The sequence below is a fragment of the Mesorhizobium sp. 43Arga genome (assembly GCF_053714255.1).
The window spans coordinates 231,285-246,488 of the sequence record NZ_JBSKBO010000004.1; the positions used below are offsets into that span (position 1 = coordinate 231,285).

At 63.5% G+C, this 15,204-nt stretch carries 16 protein-coding genes; 10 read left to right on the forward strand and 6 right to left on the reverse strand.

The annotated features are described in order from the left end of the window. The first annotated feature begins 30 nt into the window (after positions 1–30). On the forward strand, positions 31–345 hold the full coding sequence (locus ACWGS8_RS16700; protein ID WP_454581965.1) for a hypothetical protein: 315 nt from the start codon (positions 31–33) through the stop codon (positions 343–345). Between the two features lie 15 nt (positions 346–360). Here the strand turns inward: ACWGS8_RS16700 and ACWGS8_RS16705 are convergent, their stop codons facing one another. Next, positions 361–1,065, reverse strand: coding sequence for an SOS response-associated peptidase (locus tag ACWGS8_RS16705; RefSeq protein ID WP_454581966.1), 705 nt, complete (start codon positions 1,063–1,065; stop codon positions 361–363). Positions 1,066–1,252: 187 nt separating this feature from the next. Between ACWGS8_RS16705 and ACWGS8_RS16710 the strand changes: the two genes are divergently transcribed. Both ACWGS8_RS16710 and ACWGS8_RS16715 read left to right on the forward strand, forming a co-directional pair. Beyond that, positions 1,253–1,606: a SnoaL-like domain-containing protein gene (locus tag ACWGS8_RS16710; protein ID WP_454581967.1), complete on the forward strand. Its 354-nt coding sequence runs from the start codon at positions 1,253–1,255 to the stop codon at positions 1,604–1,606. 261 nt (positions 1,607–1,867) lie between these two features. After that, positions 1,868–2,215: an ArsC family reductase gene (locus tag ACWGS8_RS16715; protein WP_454581968.1), complete on the forward strand. Its 348-nt coding sequence runs from the start codon at positions 1,868–1,870 to the stop codon at positions 2,213–2,215. Between the two features lie 101 nt (positions 2,216–2,316). On the opposite strand, the gene ACWGS8_RS16720 is transcribed toward ACWGS8_RS16715, so the two are convergent. The 3 genes from ACWGS8_RS16720 to ACWGS8_RS16730 form a co-directional block, all read right to left on the reverse strand. Beyond that, the gene (locus ACWGS8_RS16720; RefSeq protein WP_454581969.1) at positions 2,317–2,673 is read right to left on the reverse strand and encodes a DUF488 domain-containing protein; all 357 of its coding nucleotides are present in this window, start codon (positions 2,671–2,673) and stop codon (positions 2,317–2,319) included. Between the two features lie 23 nt (positions 2,674–2,696). Beyond that, positions 2,697–3,953: an aminopeptidase gene (locus ACWGS8_RS16725; protein WP_454581970.1), complete on the reverse strand. Its 1,257-nt coding sequence runs from the start codon at positions 3,951–3,953 to the stop codon at positions 2,697–2,699. A gap of 85 nt (positions 3,954–4,038) precedes the next feature. Then, positions 4,039–4,953 carry a LysR substrate-binding domain-containing protein gene (locus ACWGS8_RS16730; RefSeq protein WP_454581971.1) on the reverse strand — a complete coding sequence of 305 codons (915 nt, stop codon included), beginning with the start codon at positions 4,951–4,953 and terminating at the stop codon, positions 4,039–4,041. 97 nt (positions 4,954–5,050) lie between these two features. Between ACWGS8_RS16730 and ACWGS8_RS16735 the strand changes: the two genes are divergently transcribed. The 3 genes from ACWGS8_RS16735 to sbmA all read left to right on the forward strand — a co-directional run bounded on the left by ACWGS8_RS16735 (position 5,051) and on the right by sbmA (position 7,920). Then, positions 5,051–5,275 (forward strand): hypothetical protein, encoded by a 225-nt coding sequence (locus tag ACWGS8_RS16735; protein WP_454581972.1) that lies wholly within the window; start codon positions 5,051–5,053, stop codon positions 5,273–5,275. A gap of 114 nt (positions 5,276–5,389) precedes the next feature. Beyond that, positions 5,390–6,547, forward strand: coding sequence for a YbfB/YjiJ family MFS transporter (locus ACWGS8_RS16740; RefSeq protein WP_454581973.1), 1,158 nt, complete (start codon positions 5,390–5,392; stop codon positions 6,545–6,547). Positions 6,548–6,660: 113 nt separating this feature from the next. Beyond that, a complete protein-coding gene (gene sbmA, locus ACWGS8_RS16745) occupies positions 6,661–7,920 on the forward strand; it encodes a peptide antibiotic transporter SbmA (protein WP_454581974.1) in 1,260 nt (419 codons plus the stop codon). A 30-nt stretch (positions 7,921–7,950) separates the two neighbouring features. On the opposite strand, the gene ACWGS8_RS16750 is transcribed toward sbmA, so the two are convergent. Continuing rightward, on the reverse strand, positions 7,951–8,958 hold the full coding sequence (locus ACWGS8_RS16750) for a polysaccharide deacetylase family protein (protein WP_454581975.1): 1,008 nt from the start codon (positions 8,956–8,958) through the stop codon (positions 7,951–7,953). Between the two features lie 258 nt (positions 8,959–9,216). Here ACWGS8_RS16750 and ACWGS8_RS16755 point away from each other — a divergent pair, with 258 nt between their 5' ends. Together ACWGS8_RS16755 and der are read left to right on the forward strand one after the other, a co-directional pair. Then, positions 9,217–9,882, forward strand: coding sequence for a tetratricopeptide repeat protein (locus tag ACWGS8_RS16755; RefSeq protein ID WP_019856919.1), 666 nt, complete (start codon positions 9,217–9,219; stop codon positions 9,880–9,882). Positions 9,883–9,945: 63 nt separating this feature from the next. Further along, the gene (der, locus tag ACWGS8_RS16760; RefSeq protein WP_454581976.1) at positions 9,946–11,385 is read left to right on the forward strand and encodes a ribosome biogenesis GTPase Der; all 1,440 of its coding nucleotides are present in this window, start codon (positions 9,946–9,948) and stop codon (positions 11,383–11,385) included. 18 nt (positions 11,386–11,403) lie between these two features. On the opposite strand, the gene ACWGS8_RS16765 is transcribed toward der, so the two are convergent. After that, complete coding sequence (locus ACWGS8_RS16765; protein ID WP_454581977.1) at positions 11,404–12,321, reverse strand: LysR substrate-binding domain-containing protein; 918 nt, start codon at positions 12,319–12,321, stop codon at positions 11,404–11,406. 120 nt (positions 12,322–12,441) lie between these two features. Here ACWGS8_RS16765 and ACWGS8_RS16770 point away from each other — a divergent pair, with 120 nt between their 5' ends. Further along, positions 12,442–13,734: an MFS transporter gene (locus tag ACWGS8_RS16770; RefSeq protein ID WP_454581978.1), complete on the forward strand. Its 1,293-nt coding sequence runs from the start codon at positions 12,442–12,444 to the stop codon at positions 13,732–13,734. 145 nt (positions 13,735–13,879) lie between these two features. Next, the gene (locus ACWGS8_RS16775; RefSeq protein WP_454581979.1) at positions 13,880–15,064 is read left to right on the forward strand and encodes a cell wall hydrolase; all 1,185 of its coding nucleotides are present in this window, start codon (positions 13,880–13,882) and stop codon (positions 15,062–15,064) included. Positions 15,065–15,204: the final 140 nt, after the last annotated feature.

The following is a 15,204-nucleotide window of genomic DNA, read 5'->3' on the forward strand; positions in this document are numbered from 1 at the left end:
TAATCTAGGAAGACATTCCTAAATTAGTTGATGCCGGAATTGAGCACCCGACCGCGCCGAAATGTGCAAACCCTGTGCCTCGCGCACGAAGTGGGGCAACTCATTCGTGTCCGATGCCGGCACTGCAACATCACCCGGCACTATCTGCCCGGCGATCTCGCGAAGCTTGTCGGTGACATTCCCTTTTGGGATGTCGAACGGCATATGCGGTGCGAGCGCTGCAAGCTTCGCGAGCTTGATGCCGACATCATTTTGCCGAGTGCTGCTGACCGCTTGAAAATTCGTGTCAGACGCCTTGTCGAAATCCGCATGGTTCGCCGTGTGATATGGCGAGACGAGGAGTGAGGCTATCCCTTCAGTCTAGAACAGAGACCCTTGGGCCGGAGACTGCTGCGGAAACTTGATTTGTGTAGCTGGCTTCTCAACGATCACCAACGCGTTGTCTGGCGCTGTTCGCTGCAAATGCCGTGCTTCTGCCCAGGGTGCTGTCAGCCAGGCCTCGGTCTCCTCCGACGTGGTCAGGATTACTGGCATAGCCTTCTCATGGATCGGCGCGATGAGAGCGTTAGGCTTGGTTGTCAGGAAGGCAAATAACTCAAAGTCTCCGGGCCCGTCCTTGACCTTTCGCACGCCCTGCCAACGGGTCCAGAAACCAGCGAAGAAGAACAGCGGCCGGCCTTCGTCGCGGGCGAACCAGTAGTTACGCTGGATGCACGTTTCTGGGTCCTTGTCGCTCGGTGTCGGGCTGGGTTCGGCAAAACTGGTGACCGGCACGACGCATCGTTGCTCGACCCCGACAAACTGTTGCCAGTGCGGGTATTGTGGATTGCGAACGTTGGTCGTGCCGTAGTCGGCCTTACCTTTCATACGCTCTGGAGGCGTCGGCAATCCCCAAAGCAGTTTCGCCAGCTCACGCTTCCCATCTGCCGTGTTGCGAACGACCGGGCCTGGCTGATTGGGATAGATGTCAACGGAAGGTTCAAGGTTGCCGCTGATATCGCGTAATGCACGCGTCCATTGGCGGACCGCCTCTTGCGTCGTGGTGATATTGTAGAGGTTGCACATGCACCCAGCATTGCGGAATTGGCTTGTGTCTGCAACCGAGGCCGCTGCCGGCGCTGCCTGCAAATCCTCGTCACACAGCCGCGCTATCAATCGTCCTGACACCGCTTGTCAGCTGTCATGCGGGCAAAGGTGGCGGGCTGGCAAGCGCTTCCCTACTTCGAGTGCGTCTGAACAGGAGGAATACAAAATGACCATCGCGGAAATTGCCAAGGATTTCACCGAGCTCCTCAAGCAGGGTGACAATGTCGGTGCTGCTGAAAAGTACAATGCCGATGATATCGCCAGCTACGAAGCCATGGAGGGGCCGATGGCCGTCAGCCATGGCAAGGAGGCCCTCAGGCAGAAGGGCCAGTGGTGGCAGGAAAACCATGAAGTGCACGGCGGCTCGGTCGAAGGGCCCTATGTCAACGGCGACCAGTTCGCGCTGCGCTTCAAGTTTGACGTCACGCCCAAGGCCACCGGCGAGCGTGTCACGATGGACGAGGTTGGCCTGTACACGGTCAAGAACGGCAAGATTACCGAAGAGCGCTTCTACTACTGAGGCCGGAAGCTCCGACTTCGGAGCCTGCTCTTCGCCACGAGAAACAAGCATGGCGGCCGGGACGGTGTCCTGGCCGCCATGCGAGAGGTTCAAATCGTCTTCACATACTTCGCAAGCTGGTCGGCCACAGTGCCCCAGCCATTGAAGAAGCTTCTCGCCAGCCCGAAAATTCCGCAGCTGCGGGCCTGGGTGCTGGCAAAGCAGGAAGGGCGGTTCTAGGCTGTGGGTCGGATTCGACTGCCAGCCCAAGGGAAGCGCGCTTTGACGATCACGATCTACGGCATCACCACCTGCGACACGGTCAAGAAGGCGCGCGTCTGGCTGGAGAGCCATCACGTGGCCTATCGCTTTCACGATTTCCGTGCGGAGGGGCTGGATGCGAAGCGGCTGGATGGCTGGGTCGGCAAGGTCGGCTGGGAAAAGCTGCTCAACAAGGGCAGCACCACATTCCGCGAACTGACGGACACCGACAAGCAAGGTCTCGACGAGAAGAAGGCCAAGGCGCTGATGCTGGCCAAGCCGACGATGGTCAAGCGGCCGGTGCTGGAGGTCGGCGATCAGGTTCTGGTCGGCTTCAAGCCGGAGGTTTATGAGCAGACGGTGAAGTGAGTAAGCGAAGCTGTTGAAGATGCCAATCTCCCCCCTCGTGGGGGAGATGTCCGGCAGGACAGAGGGGGGCGCTGTCCCGCCGGCCTCGGAGGTTGGCCGCCTCAGCCCTCCCGCGTAATATACCCCGCCAGCGCCACTGCATTGTTGTGCGCTTCATCATGCGCGCCGTAGAGCAGCGTCACCTTGCCGTGGCGGAGCAGGTTGCGCAGTCGCGTCACCGCCTCACCATTCCCGTCCAGTTCAGCCCCGTACCGCTTCCGAAACTCCGCCCAGCGCTGCGGCTCGTGCCCGAACCACTTTCGCAGATCCTCGCTCGGCGCGATCTCCTTCAGCCACAGCGCCAGCGCGGCATGCTCCTTGCTGACGCCGCGCGGCCAGATGCGATCGACCAGCACCCGCTGCCCATCATCGGCAGCGGGCGGCTCGTAGATCCGCTTGACCATCAGGTCGAGAGCCATTCAACCTCCCTACGCCGAAACCCTCAGGCCCACTCGCCCTTGCGCATCACCGGCACGCGGCTGCCGTCCTTGTGGACGCCGTCGATGTCGATCTTGTCCGAGCCGATCATCCAGTCGATGTGGATGAAGCTCTTGTTGCCACCGCGCGCGGCGATCTCGTCCTGGCTGAGCGAGGCGCCGTCGACGAAGCACTTGGAATAACACTGGCCGAGCGCGATGTGGCAGGCGGCGTTTTCGTCGAACAGCGTGTTGAAGAACAAGAGGCCGCTGGCCGAGATCGGCGATGAATGCGGCACCAGCGCCACTTCTCCGAGGCGCCGTGAGCCTTCGTCGGTGTCGAGCACCTTCTTCAGCACATCCTCGCCCTTCGAAGCCTTGGCCTCGACGATCCGGCCTTCGTCGAAACGCACCGAAATCTCGTCGATCAGCGTGCCCTGGTAGGACAGCGGCTTGGTCGAGGAGACATGGCCCTCGACGCGCCTGGCGTGCGGCGTGGTGAAGACCTCTTCGGTCGGGATGTTGGGATTGCAGGTGATGCCGTTCTTGGCGGTCGAGGCGCCGCCCATCCATTCATGGCCGTCCGCCAGCCCGACCGTCAGGTCGGTACCCGGTCCGGTGAAATGCAGCGCGTGGAAATTAAGGCCGTTCAGCCATTCGGTGCGGCCGCGCAGTGCGGCATTGTGCGCCTTCCAGTTGCCGATAGGGTCTTCCACGTCGACCCGCGACGCCGCGAAGATAGCGTCGGCGAGCTTCGCCACCGCGACATCATCGGCGTCATCGGGAAACACCTGCTTGGCCCAGGCCAGGTCAGGGTAGGCGACGATGTTCCAGTTGATGTCGAAGCCGGTGATCTTTTCCAGCGCCGGCTGGTAGGCCATGGAATTGGCCTTGTTGGCGCGCGCCACTTTTGCCGGGTCCTGCGCCGACAGGAGCGACGGATCTTCGCCGCGCACGGCGAGCCGAGCGGCGTTGTTCGAGAAGGCTTTCGCCATGCCTTCATAGAGCCAGCCGGCGGCGCGGTCGAAGCTGGCGTCGGCGCCGAAGCGGTAGCGCGCCAGCGTCATCTCGTCATCGTTGAAGATCGGCGTCACCAGACCGGCACCGGCCTTGTAGGCGTGCTCGACGATGCGCCTGGTCAGCGGCAGGGCCGCGATTGACGAGGTCAGTACAAGATCCTGGCCGGGCTGCAATTGCACGCCGACCTTGATGGCGACCTCCGCCAGCCTGTCGAGCTTCACCGGGTCGATCGTTGCGGAAACGCCGCGCGAATGTGTGGTCATGATCCTGCCTGCCGTAATGTTGGGGTCTGACCCATACATAGACCGCTGCCACGATCCTTTCCACCAGGTATGCGATGGGCCAAGCCTAAGCGGCGCTGTCGAGCGTCCGGAACTGCGCCATCGTCGCCGCGATCTCTTCCTTGATCCAGGCCTTGAAGTCCCGGACCTTGCGGCTCTCCGTCTCGGCCGACGCAGTTACCAGCCAGTAGCCGAGCCCGCTCTGGGCGCGGATCCCGAACGGCGCCACCAGCCGCCCGTCGGCCAGCGCATCCGCCGTCAGCAACTGCCAGCCCAGCATCACGCCATGGCCGGCAATCGCCGATTCCAGACACAGCATCGGGTCGGTGAAGCGCGCGCCTTTCTGGAAGGTGACGGGTGGAACGCCGGCCGCCGCGAACCAGCTGTCCCAGTTGATCATCGCCCGCTCGTCGGTGATGGCGCAGGTCTGGGCAAGGTCCCCGATCGATTTCAGTTTTCTGGCGATGTCAGGCGCGCAGACCGGGAAGATTTCCTGTGCCAGGAGCAGCTCCGCTTGCCCGCCGGACCATTTGCCGTCGCCAAGCCGGATGGCGATGTCGACGTCGGAATGGTCGAGATTGGCCAGCCGCACCGACGCGTCGATGCGCAGCAGCACATTGGGGTGCCGGTCGAAGTGACGTGACAGTCTGGGCAGCAGCCATTTCGAAGCGAGGGCCGGTGCCACCGAGACGACCAATGTGCATTGGCTCGCTTCGTCAGCCAGCGCCACGGCCTGGGCAAGCTCGCGAAATCCGGTGCCGAGGCGGGTCGCGAAGGCGGCGCCGAACGCGGTCAGCACCAGACCGCTTGCCGTGCGCTCGAACAGCGCCTGGCCGAGCTGCTTTTCGGTGCGGCTTATCTGCTGGCTGACCGCACTGACCGAAACGTTGAGCTCGCCGGCGGCCGCTGCAAGCGAGCCGAGACGGGCAACGGTTTCGACGGCGCGAAGGCCGTTGAGATGGACGCGATTGAGCATGGCCATTTGAGATTTTCTAAACCGATCCGGCTGAAATCTCAATTGAAAGACGCGAGGGAACGGCAGACTTTATCGGTGGAAGCCAGATCCGAGGAGCCGAAAAATGTTAAGGCTGTTGTCATCGCTGAAGCTTCTGTTCGCCATTGGCACGCCGTCCGCGTCGCGCGTGCAGAGCGACACGCAGAGATGGCTGATCGATCCGCTGTCGCATCCCATGCTGAACACCATGTCGGAGCGTGAATTGGGCGACGTGCCGTTCAGGCTGACGGCGCGGCGGACGGTGCACGAGACCGCTTCATTGCATGCCGGTTTCGGTGGGCGCTGCTGAGCCGGGGACGCGCCTTCAGCTTAACTGGAAGTCGAACCGGTTGCGCCCCACGTGCGCACTGGCCCAACAGATGGCGGATTGTTTCGGCGATCCCCGCCTTTATTGTGCGCTGCAATGTCATCGGCCTCAACAACTCTGCGCTTCGCCGTTGCCGGCATGATTGCGATGGCGGTGGCCATGGGCATCGGCCGCTTCGTCTACACGCCGATCCTGCCCGGCATGATGGAAGAACTGCATCTGTCGCCGGCCAATGCCGGATGGATCGCCTCGGCCAACTATCTCGGCTACCTCGTCGGGGCTTTTGTGGCGGCGGGCGGCTGGGCGCATGGCCGCGAGCGCCTGCTGATGCTTGGCGGTCTTGGCGCCAGCACCATCCTTGCCGCGCTGATGGGGCTGACCGACGCCATGGCCGCCTTTCTCGTCATCCGCTTTCTGGCCGGTCTGGCCAGCGCCTTCGTCATGGTCTTCATGGCCAGCATCGTTTTCAGCCATATCAATGCCGCCGGTCGTGGCGACCTGCAGGCCTGGCATTTCGGCGGTGTCGGGCTCGGCATCGCGATCTCCGCGGTGATGATGGCGGTGCTGGTGACCGAGCGCGCCGGCTGGGCGGCGGGCTGGTTGTGGTCGGCGGCAATTTCGGCTTGCGGCTTCGTGGTGGTGGCGCTGCTGGCCAACGAAGGCCCGCTCGCCAACGGCCAAGCCATCCGTGAGCCGGCCCTGCCGAAAGACCGGTCGCTGATGAAGATCATCGTCGCCTACGGCCTGTTCGGGTTCGGCTATGTGGTGACGGCGACGTTCCTGGTCGCCATCGTCCGCCAGGGTGGCGGTAGCCGCGTTTTCGAGGCCATGGTGTGGATGGTCGCCGGCCTTGCCGGTTTTCCCTCGACCTGGCTCTGGCAAAAGATCGCCGGGCGGGTCGGTCTCCACGCGGCCTACGCGCTGGCATGTTTCATAGAAGTGATCGGCGTCACCGCCAGCGTGGCGCTCGGCGGATATTCAGGGCCACTGCTTGGTGGTCTGCTGCTCGGCGCCACCTTCATCGCCATCACCGCGCTTGGCCTGCAGGCCGCGCGGCGGCAGGCGCCACAGGCGCCCCGGCGCACATTTGCCCTGATGACGGCATCGTTCGGCCTTGGCCAGATCGTCGGCCCGATCGCCGCCGGCTTTTTGGCGCAGATCTCAGGCGATTTCTTCCTCGCTTCGATCGCTGCCGCGGCCATGCTGGTGGTCTCCGGCGTCGTCATATGGTCGGCCGCGCCAAAATCGCCATGATTTGTGGTCTTGCTCTGCGCCGGGCACCGGGCAGGCATTTTCTTTCCTCCTAATGTGTGACTTTATGCCCGCCAACTCAGCTGATTTGCCCATCAAGCAAGGAATTCGCCACAGTGTTCGTATCCTTCTTCCCGCAGCCGAAGCTCTTTTTCTCTTCGGCCGCCATCTGGAGCCTTGCGGCGATCCTGTTCTGGTTTTTCGGTGGTGAGCAACTGGGCGCCGTTTTCGGCCTGCCGGCAGCCGCCGCCGACGCGCCGCCCATCATCGGCATCGCTGTGCTGGTGTCGAAGCCGTTCCTCTGGTTCTACATCTACTTCGTCGCCTGCGTGGCCATCTTCTACGCATTCTGGAGCTGGTATTCACCGCATCCGTGGCAGCGCTGGTCGATCCTGATGACGGCGGTCATCCTGTTCTTCATCTATTTCAATGTGCAGGTCAGCGTCGCCGTCAATGCCTGGTACGGGCCCTTCTTCGACTATGTGCAAGGCCTGATGTCAGGGACCGGAAAATCGACCAACGTTGAATTCTACACCGGGCTGGCCGATTTTTCCTGGCTCGCGCTGGTCGGCATGAACGTGCAGGTGGTCAATGCCTTTATCGTCAGCCATTGGATCTTCCGCTGGCGCACGGCGATGAACAACTATTTCATCGAGAACTGGGCCAGGCTGCGCCACATCGAGGGTGCTTCGCAGCGTATCCAGGAAGACACGATGCGGTTCTCGCAGATCATGGAGGATCTCGGTTCCAGCTTCGTCCAATCGATCATGACCTTGATCGCCTTCCTGCCGGTGATGATCCAGTTGCAGGCCCATATCAGCGAATTGCCGATCATCGGCGCGATCCCGCAGCCCCTGGTGGTCGCAGCACTTGCCTGGTGTCTGTTCGGCACGATCTCGGTAATGATTGCCGGCCTGAAGCTTCCGGGGCTGCAGTTCCGCAACCAGCGCGTCGAGGCCGCCTACCGCAAGGAACTGGTTTACGGCGAGGATCATGCGGACAGGGCGCAACCCGCCACCACGGCCGAGCTGTTTGCCAATGTCCGCCACAATTATTTCAGGCTCTATTTCCACTACATCTATTTCAACGTCGTCCGGTACACCTACCTGCAGGCCGACAACATCTTCTCGCTGCTGATCCTCGGACCGTCGCTGGTCGCGCATAAGATAACGTTCGGTGCGCTGAACCAGATCTCGAACGCCTTCGGCAAGGTGACGGGTTCGCTGCAGTTCCTGCTCACCTCCTGGTCGACCATTGTCGAACTGCAATCGGTCCACAAGCGCCTGCGTGCCTTCGAGGCGACGCTGCTGGGCGAGCCGTTGCCCGATATCGATCAGCGCTATCTGGCAAGGCAGGGCGCCGAAGATCCGGCGTAGCAAGGGTTTGATGTAAAACGGGTTGGCGGCTCAGCCGCCAACCGAGGCCTGCTTTTGGCCGCCATCCTGCCGCGATAGGTAGTCACGAAAACTGATACATTCGACGTCGGCCTTCACACAGACCTCGCCGGTGAAGCGCTCCAGCGCGTTCCAGTAGGCGCCGTCATTCATCAGCGTGAAGTGGAAGCCGAGTTCCAGCGGAATGCGCTTGCCCCGATACTGCGTGTCGAAGGCGGCGCGAAAGGCCTGATAGGTCCGGTCGGCGAACTCGCCGGCCTTGCTCGGCCGTTCGAAACCGCCGGAATGCCTGACATAGAGATTGTAATCCATGGCGATCACCGGCCTGGAATTCGGGCCTTCCGGGATCTGCGGCAGCGAAAAGCGCGTGATGCCGCCGACGGTCGGCGGCTGGGCGGGACCTTGCGAGACGCCGCTGGCGTCGAACTGGTAGCCGGCAGCGGGCAGCGCCTCGTAAAGCGCCTTGCTGGCCGACAGATAGGGCGCGCGAAAACCGACAACCGCATGCCGGGCGAAATCGCGCCAGCCTGCGGGTTCGGGCGCGATGCCGTTGATCGCATAGGCGTTCTCGAAAATGTGCTCGAACGAGCCGAATTCGGTCAGCCAGTCGGCCTTGCTCCAGTCCTTGCCGTCGAAATGGCCGCAGGCATGGCTGGCGATGTCGTGGCCTTCATGCGCGGCGAGACCGATCTGCTCTAGCCGCTCGGCCACCTCCTGTTTGGAAGCGGCAAAGCCGATATTGGATTTGCCTGATGTTTTGCCCGGTGGGGTGTATTCCTTGCGTGTCTCCGGCGACAGCAGGAAGACGCAGGAGAGAAAATAGGTGAAATGCGCGCCAGTGCGCCGCGCCAGAGCGCGGCTGCGCTTCCACTGCGAGATGTCGCGGGCGCTGTCGAAGGAGATGATGACGACTTGCTTCGGCGTTGGCGGCATTGGCGGCGCGGGCGGATCGGCCAGGGCCATGCCGGCGGTGGCGAGCGAGACAAGCGAAAACGCGGCAACGCGGGACAAACAAGGCATCGGCAAATTTACAGGCTCCGGGCGGTCAGCAAGCCGGCTATCCCCGAAATGTGGCGCGGGTGCGATCGGGTTTTTTGCCGGTTTGCCCTGGGCAAACATCGGTTTGCCCTGGGCAAACATCTGTTTCCCCCGCGCAAACATCCGTTTGCCCCTGGGGAAGAGGCGATTTTCCGGCCGAACCCCTTCCATGCCGACAAAATTTCGCTAAAACGCGGGCTCATGAACCGCCCTGGCCCGGGGCAAAAGTGGTTTTGATTGATGTCCGACGACAGTTTTATCCGTGAAGTCAACGACGAGATGCGTCGCGAGCAGGCGCAGAAGCTGTGGGACCGTTTCGGCCCGGCTTTGCTCGTCATCGCGATCCTCGTGGTGCTCGGCACCGCCGCCTTCGTCGGCTATCGCTATTGGGACGAGACGCGCGCCAACCGCTCCGGCGATGCCTTCTCGCAGGCGCTGAAGCTGGCCAATGACGGCAAGAACGACGAGGCGCTTGCCGCGCTCGACCAGCTCGAGAAGGACGGTTACGGCGCCTATCCGCTGCTCGCCCGCATGCGTGCCGCCACCGTCAAGGCGAGCAAGGGCGACACCGCCGCCGCCGTCAAGGATTTCGACGATGTCGCCGCCGACACCGCTATCCCGCAGGGCATTCGCGACATGGCGCGGCTCAGGGCAGCGCTCCTGCTCGTCGATCACGGCTCCTTCGCCGACGTGTCCAGCCGCGTCGAGGCGCTGACGTCGGACACCAACACGCTGCGCCACACGGCGCGCGAGGCGCTCGGCCTTGCCGCCTGGAAGGAAGGCAAGACCCAGGACGCGTTGAAACTGTTCGATCAGATCGCCGCCGATGACGGCGCCCCGCGCAACACCCGCGAGCGGGCAACGCTGATGTCCGAGCTGATCCGCGGCTCGGGCAATGCCTCGTAAATGCATGTCGCCCAAAAGTGTGCAGCGGTTTTGGGATAACGACATGCATGATTGTAGGACCGTATGACCTTCAAAGTCGCCATCATCGGCAGACCTAACGTCGGCAAATCGACCCTTTTCAATCGGCTGGTGGGAAGGAAGCTGGCGCTTGTCGACGACACGCCGGGCGTGACCCGCGACCGTCGTGTCCATGCCGCCAAGCTCTACGATTTGCATTTCGATGTCATCGACACTGCCGGTTTCGAGGACGCCGGCGCCTCGACCTTGCCCGGCCGCATGCGCGCGCAGACCGAGATCGCCATCCACGAAGCCGACCTGATCTTCTTCACCATCGACGCCAAGTCCGGCCTGCTGCCGGACGACAGGACCTTCGCCGAGATCGTGCGCAAGTCCGGCAAGCCGGTCGTGCTGGTCGCCAACAAGGCCGAGGCCAGGGGCGCGCAGGGCGGCATGCTGGAGGCTTGGGAGCTTGGACTCGGCGAGCCGATCCCGGTTTCGGCCGAACATGGCCAGGGCATGCCCGATCTGCGTGATGCGGTGATCGCTGCGCTCGGCGAGGCGCGCGCCTTCGGCGAAGACGAAGAGGCCGAGGACGACGAGATCGCCGCCACCGAGGTGCTGATTGGCGAGGACATCGCCGACCCTGACGCCGAGGATGCCCACACTTACGACGACACCAAGCCGATGCGCATCGCCGTCGTCGGCCGCCCGAACGCCGGCAAGTCGACGCTGATCAACGCGCTGATTGGCGAGGAGCGGCTTCTGACCGGACCGGAAGCCGGCATCACCCGCGATTCGATCTCCGTCGACTGGGATTGGCATGGCCGCCGGCTGAAACTGTTCGACACGGCCGGCATGCGCCGCAAGGCCAGGATCCACGAGAAGCTGGAAGTGATGTCGGTGCAGGACGGCTTGCGCGCCATACGCTTCGCCGAGATCGTCATCATCGTGCTCGACGCCACCATTCCTTTCGAGAAACAGGATCTGCAGATCGCCGATTTGATCATCCGTGAGGGCAGAGCGCCGGTGATCGCCTTCAACAAATGGGACCTGATCGATCATCCGCAGGAACTGCTGGCGGAATTGCGCGAGAAGACCGAGCGGCTGCTGCCGCAGGTGCGCGGCATCCAGGCGGTGCCGGTCTCGGCCGAGACCGGGCGCGGCCTCGACAAGCTGATGGATGCGGTGCTCAAGACCCATAAGGTCTGGAACAGTCGCGTCTCGACCGGCAAGCTCAACCGCTGGCTGGAAGCCATACTGGCGCATCATCCGCCGCCCGCCGTTGCCGGGCGCCGGCTGAAGGTCAAGTACGTCACCCAGGCCAAGACGCGGCCGCCGGGTTTCGTGGTCCAGTGCTCGCGGCCGGATGCGATGCCGCAATCCTATGTGCGCTACCTTTCCAACAGCCTGCGCGAAGCCTTCGACATGCCGGGCGTGCCGATCCGCATCGCGCTGCGCACCTCCGACAATCCATTCGCCGGCCGGGCCAAGAAGCGCGGCTGAGCGTCAGTACTCGTCCGGTCAGGCGACCGCACGCAAGCCGGCTGTCCGCGCATTGCCCGGCAAGGCCTGCCGTGCCGTCTCCAGCAATATGTCTCCGAGGCGGGCCGCCACCGGCTCAGGTTCGGCGTCCCGGCGATGCAGGAACAACGCCATCTTGGGCAGCGCCGGCAGACCGGCGATCTCCGGCGCCATCGCGCTGACGCTGGCCGGCAGGCCGATGTCGGTGCGGATCGTCAGCCCAAGCCCCGCCGCCACGGCCGCCCATATGCCACCAAGGCTCGGGCTGGAGAAGGCCATGCGCCAGGGCAGCCCGGCGCGGTCGAGCGTTTCCGTCGCCACCGTGCGCAACAGGCATGGCGCCTCGAGCGCCACCAGCGGCAGCGGTTCTCCGTCGCGCAGGCTGGTCTCGATGCGCTTTGCCGGGCCGATCCAGCGCATGGGAACATCGGCGACATGCTCGCTGTAGGGCAGCGTCTGGCCGCTGTGCCAGGCGAGCGCGATGTCGAGGCTGCCTGACATCACCCTTTCGGCCAGCTCATGGCTGCGCGCGATCCTGGCCTCGATCTTGACCTTGGGGTGGGCACGGGCGAAGCGGCCGAGCACGTCCGGCAGCACGGCCTCGCCAAAGTCCTCCTGCAGGCCGAGCCGGACCCAGCCTTCAAGCTCGACGTCATGGATGGCCGCCGCCGCCTCGTCATTCAGCTCGAGCAGCCGCCGCGCATAGCCGAGCATTGTCTCGCCGGCCTCCGTCAAGGCCAGCCCACGCCCCGATTTGCGGAAGATCGGCGTCGCCGCCTGCTCCTCCAGTTTCTTCAATTGCGCGCTGACCGCCGAGGTCGACCGGCCCAGCCGGTCGGCAGCCTTGGCAAAGCTGCCCAGTTCCATGCCGGTGACGAAGCTGCGGAGAACATCGAGGTCGAAGGTTACGCGCCGCATGCAGAACGTCCATATTTTCAGGATTAATAGTCACAAACTTCCTGATTTTAAGGACGAACTTATGGCGGTAGAGAAATGTCGTCAAGGTCCAGGTGACTGGACCACCACGGGAATGAAGCCATGTCCGCCATTGTCGACTGCACCGACCAACAGCCAACACAAATCCTGAAAGACAGGGCTGCGGGCCCGGCCGCAAGGGTGTTCAGCCCAGGCCATCGCTGGAAGGTCCTGGGCATTGGCGTCGCCGCAAACGCCAGCTTCTCGGCCACCTTCTCCGGCATACCGGCAACAGCAGTCGTGCTGCGTCAGGGCTACCACCTGAGCAATGCCGAACTTGGTCTGGCGCTCGGCGTCCTCGGCCTGGGGGTTGCGCTCAGCGAATTGCCCTGGGGCTTGCTCACGGATCGCTGGGGCGATCGCCGCGTGCTGCTGATCGGGCTTGGCGCGACGGCGGCCTGGCTCCTCGCCATGGCCATGCTCGTCGTGCCGACGAGGTCGGGCGTTCCCGATGTCATGCTCCTGTCGGCAAGCCTGCTCCTCACCGGCCTGCTTGGCGGCAGCGTCAATGGCTCGAGCGGCCGCGCCATCATGGGCTGGTTCCGGGAAAACGAGCGCGGCTTCGCCATGAGCATAAGGCAGACGGCGGTGCCGCTCGGCGGCGGCCTCGGCGCGCTTGTCCTGCCGTCGCTTGCGCTTGCTTTCGGCTTTTCCGCGGTGTTCGGGCTGCTGGCCGGCGCCTCCGCTGTCTCCGCGCTGTTTGCCTGGCGCTGGCTGCACGAGCCGCCGACGGCGGGTCACGTCGTTGCGTCCGCCGCTGCCGGACCGGCGCCGCTGCGCAACATCGAGGTCTGGCGCATCGCGACCGCCATCGGCTTGCTCTGCTTCCCGCAGGTGGCCGTGCTCACCTTCGCATCGGTGTTCCTGCACGACTTCGCCGGGCTGGGAACGGCGGCGATCAGCGCGAGCCTCGCCGCAGTGCAGATTGGCGCGATGGCCATGCGCGTCTGGAGCGGCCGCTTCACCGACCGCCATGGCAACCGCCGCCAGTTTCTGCGCTCGTGCAGTGCACTCAGTGGGTTGGCCTTCTCTGCGCTTTGGCTGATGGTCCTGGCCAGCCCCGCAGTGCCGGGCGGGCAGTCCTTTCTGGTCGCTGTCCTTCCCTTGGTGCTGATTGTCGCGGGCATCTCGGTCTCGGCCTGGCACGGCGTCGCCTATACCGAGCTTGCCACGCTTGCCGGCGCCGGCCATGTCGGAACCGCGCTCAGCCTGGCCAACACCTTTGTCTTTGTTGGCTTCTTCCTGGTGCCGGTGGCCATTCCGGGGCTGCTGCATCTCTGGTCCTGGTCTGGGGTCTGGCTGTCGGCCGCCATCTGCGCGCTGATCGCCTGGCCGATCTTCCTGCGGCGGGCCTGACCGCACCCGCCGCAAAACCGCCCGACTTTCAAACCACGACCTTGAGCCGACTGAGAAAACCCGATCGATCCCGTTAACGTCCCATCAAGGTTAATGCATCATTTTGCTCTCCAGTGGGGTCAGTAGCGTTCCTGGAGAGAGTTCCGTGCATCGACGCGTCTTGAAGCGGCTTGTTGCCGCCGCCGGTGAGAAGAAACGCAATTTTGTGTCTCCTTTCATCATCGGCCTCGGCATCTGGATCGGCTTCCCGACCGTCGCCGCCTACCAGGACATGACCAGCCTGGTGTCCGGCCTCGAATCGCCGACCGCGCGCTGGAATTCGTATGTCGAGAGATCCGTCGCCGGTTCGACCCATGCCGCCGAGATGCCTTTCGTCGACTCCGACGTCACCGGCTCGATCTCGGGATCGGGTATCCACTTGGCTGGCGTCGGCAACGTGTCGTTTCGCGGCAAGGGGGGCAAGGTCAGCGGCTCGCCGGACGAAGATCGCGTGGTGCGCGCCGACAAGAAGGGCCGCATCGTGCAGGTGTCTCCCGTCGCGCCGCCGAAGAACTTCAACGCTGGTTCGATCTTCCAGCGGACCTCCTCCTTGATGCGGCCGAGCATGGACGGCGGCCTGAAAATGGCCTTTGCCAAGCCGCAGATCAAAGGCAAGGAAATCCAGATCGCCGCGGAATTCCATGCGCGTGAGGACAAGAAGCCGGATCCCGGCGTGCCGGCCATGCTCGCCGCTTTGGTCAACAACGATCATCCCGATGTTCTGGCGACGGCCTATGCGCAATCCGAGCCGGACTATGCCAAGGCCTCGCCCTTCGAAGCCCTGCTGCAGGATGAGCAGCTCAACAGCGGCCGCTTCATTCCGCCGATGGCCAAGGGCGACCATTGGTGGATCCAGAACCCGCTGCCGGCCAGCGTCTTCTCCAAGCCAGAGCAAAAGTGCCTGGCCAATGGCATCTATTTCGAGGCGCGGAGCGAATCCGTGCGCGGCCAGGCCGCCGTTGCCCAGGTCATCCTCAACCGCGTGCGCAATCCGGCCTATCCGAATTCGATCTGCGGCGTCGTCTACCAGAACGACAGCTGGTTCAACCGTTGCCAGTTCTCCTTCGCTTGCGACGGTCGGAAGAAGCGCATCGACAGCCCGGCTGCCTACAAGACCGCGCAGGACATCGCCATGGCCGTCACCGCCGGCAAGATCTTCATTCCTGAGGTCGGGTCGTCGACCCACTACTACGCCCAATATGTCCATCCGGGCTGGGCGCGCACCATGCAGAAGATGACCAAGATCGGCCTGCATATCTTCTACCGCACCTATGGCGGCGGCTGGAGCTGAGGGCTCGCCGGCCGATGGTCTTTTCCACCGGCCACAGGCTCGATCAGGCAGCCATTGCAGGGAGGATTCGTGCGGCACATCCTCATCATCGCGGCGGGCACGATGTCGCACCTCTCTAATTTATTGATTTCATTGCCTAA

What these genes read in the sequence shown, in the direction of transcription:
- ACWGS8_RS16770 (WP_454581978.1), top strand. Translation starts at nt 12,442, where the DNA reads ATGTCCGCCATTGTCGACTGCACCGACCAACAGCCAACACAAATCCTG.
- ACWGS8_RS16700 (WP_454581965.1), top strand. Translation starts at nt 31, where the DNA reads ATGCCGGAATTGAGCACCCGACCGCGCCGAAATGTGCAAACCCTGTGC.
- ACWGS8_RS16750 (WP_454581975.1), bottom strand. Translation starts at nt 8,958, where the DNA reads ATGCCTTGTTTGTCCCGCGTTGCCGCGTTTTCGCTTGTCTCGCTCGCC.
- der (WP_454581976.1), top strand. Translation starts at nt 9,946, where the DNA reads ATGACCTTCAAAGTCGCCATCATCGGCAGACCTAACGTCGGCAAATCG.
- ACWGS8_RS16725 (WP_454581970.1), bottom strand. Translation starts at nt 3,953, where the DNA reads ATGACCACACATTCGCGCGGCGTTTCCGCAACGATCGACCCGGTGAAG.
- ACWGS8_RS16740 (WP_454581973.1), top strand. Translation starts at nt 5,390, where the DNA reads ATGTCATCGGCCTCAACAACTCTGCGCTTCGCCGTTGCCGGCATGATT.
- ACWGS8_RS16730 (WP_454581971.1), bottom strand. Translation starts at nt 4,953, where the DNA reads ATGGCCATGCTCAATCGCGTCCATCTCAACGGCCTTCGCGCCGTCGAA.
- ACWGS8_RS16705 (WP_454581966.1), bottom strand. Translation starts at nt 1,065, where the DNA reads ATGTGCAACCTCTACAATATCACCACGACGCAAGAGGCGGTCCGCCAA.
- ACWGS8_RS16735 (WP_454581972.1), top strand. Translation starts at nt 5,051, where the DNA reads ATGTTAAGGCTGTTGTCATCGCTGAAGCTTCTGTTCGCCATTGGCACG.
- ACWGS8_RS16720 (WP_454581969.1), bottom strand. Translation starts at nt 2,673, where the DNA reads ATGGCTCTCGACCTGATGGTCAAGCGGATCTACGAGCCGCCCGCTGCC.
- ACWGS8_RS16755 (WP_019856919.1), top strand. Translation starts at nt 9,217, where the DNA reads ATGTCCGACGACAGTTTTATCCGTGAAGTCAACGACGAGATGCGTCGC.
- ACWGS8_RS16765 (WP_454581977.1), bottom strand. Translation starts at nt 12,321, where the DNA reads ATGCGGCGCGTAACCTTCGACCTCGATGTTCTCCGCAGCTTCGTCACC.
- ACWGS8_RS16710 (WP_454581967.1), top strand. Translation starts at nt 1,253, where the DNA reads ATGACCATCGCGGAAATTGCCAAGGATTTCACCGAGCTCCTCAAGCAG.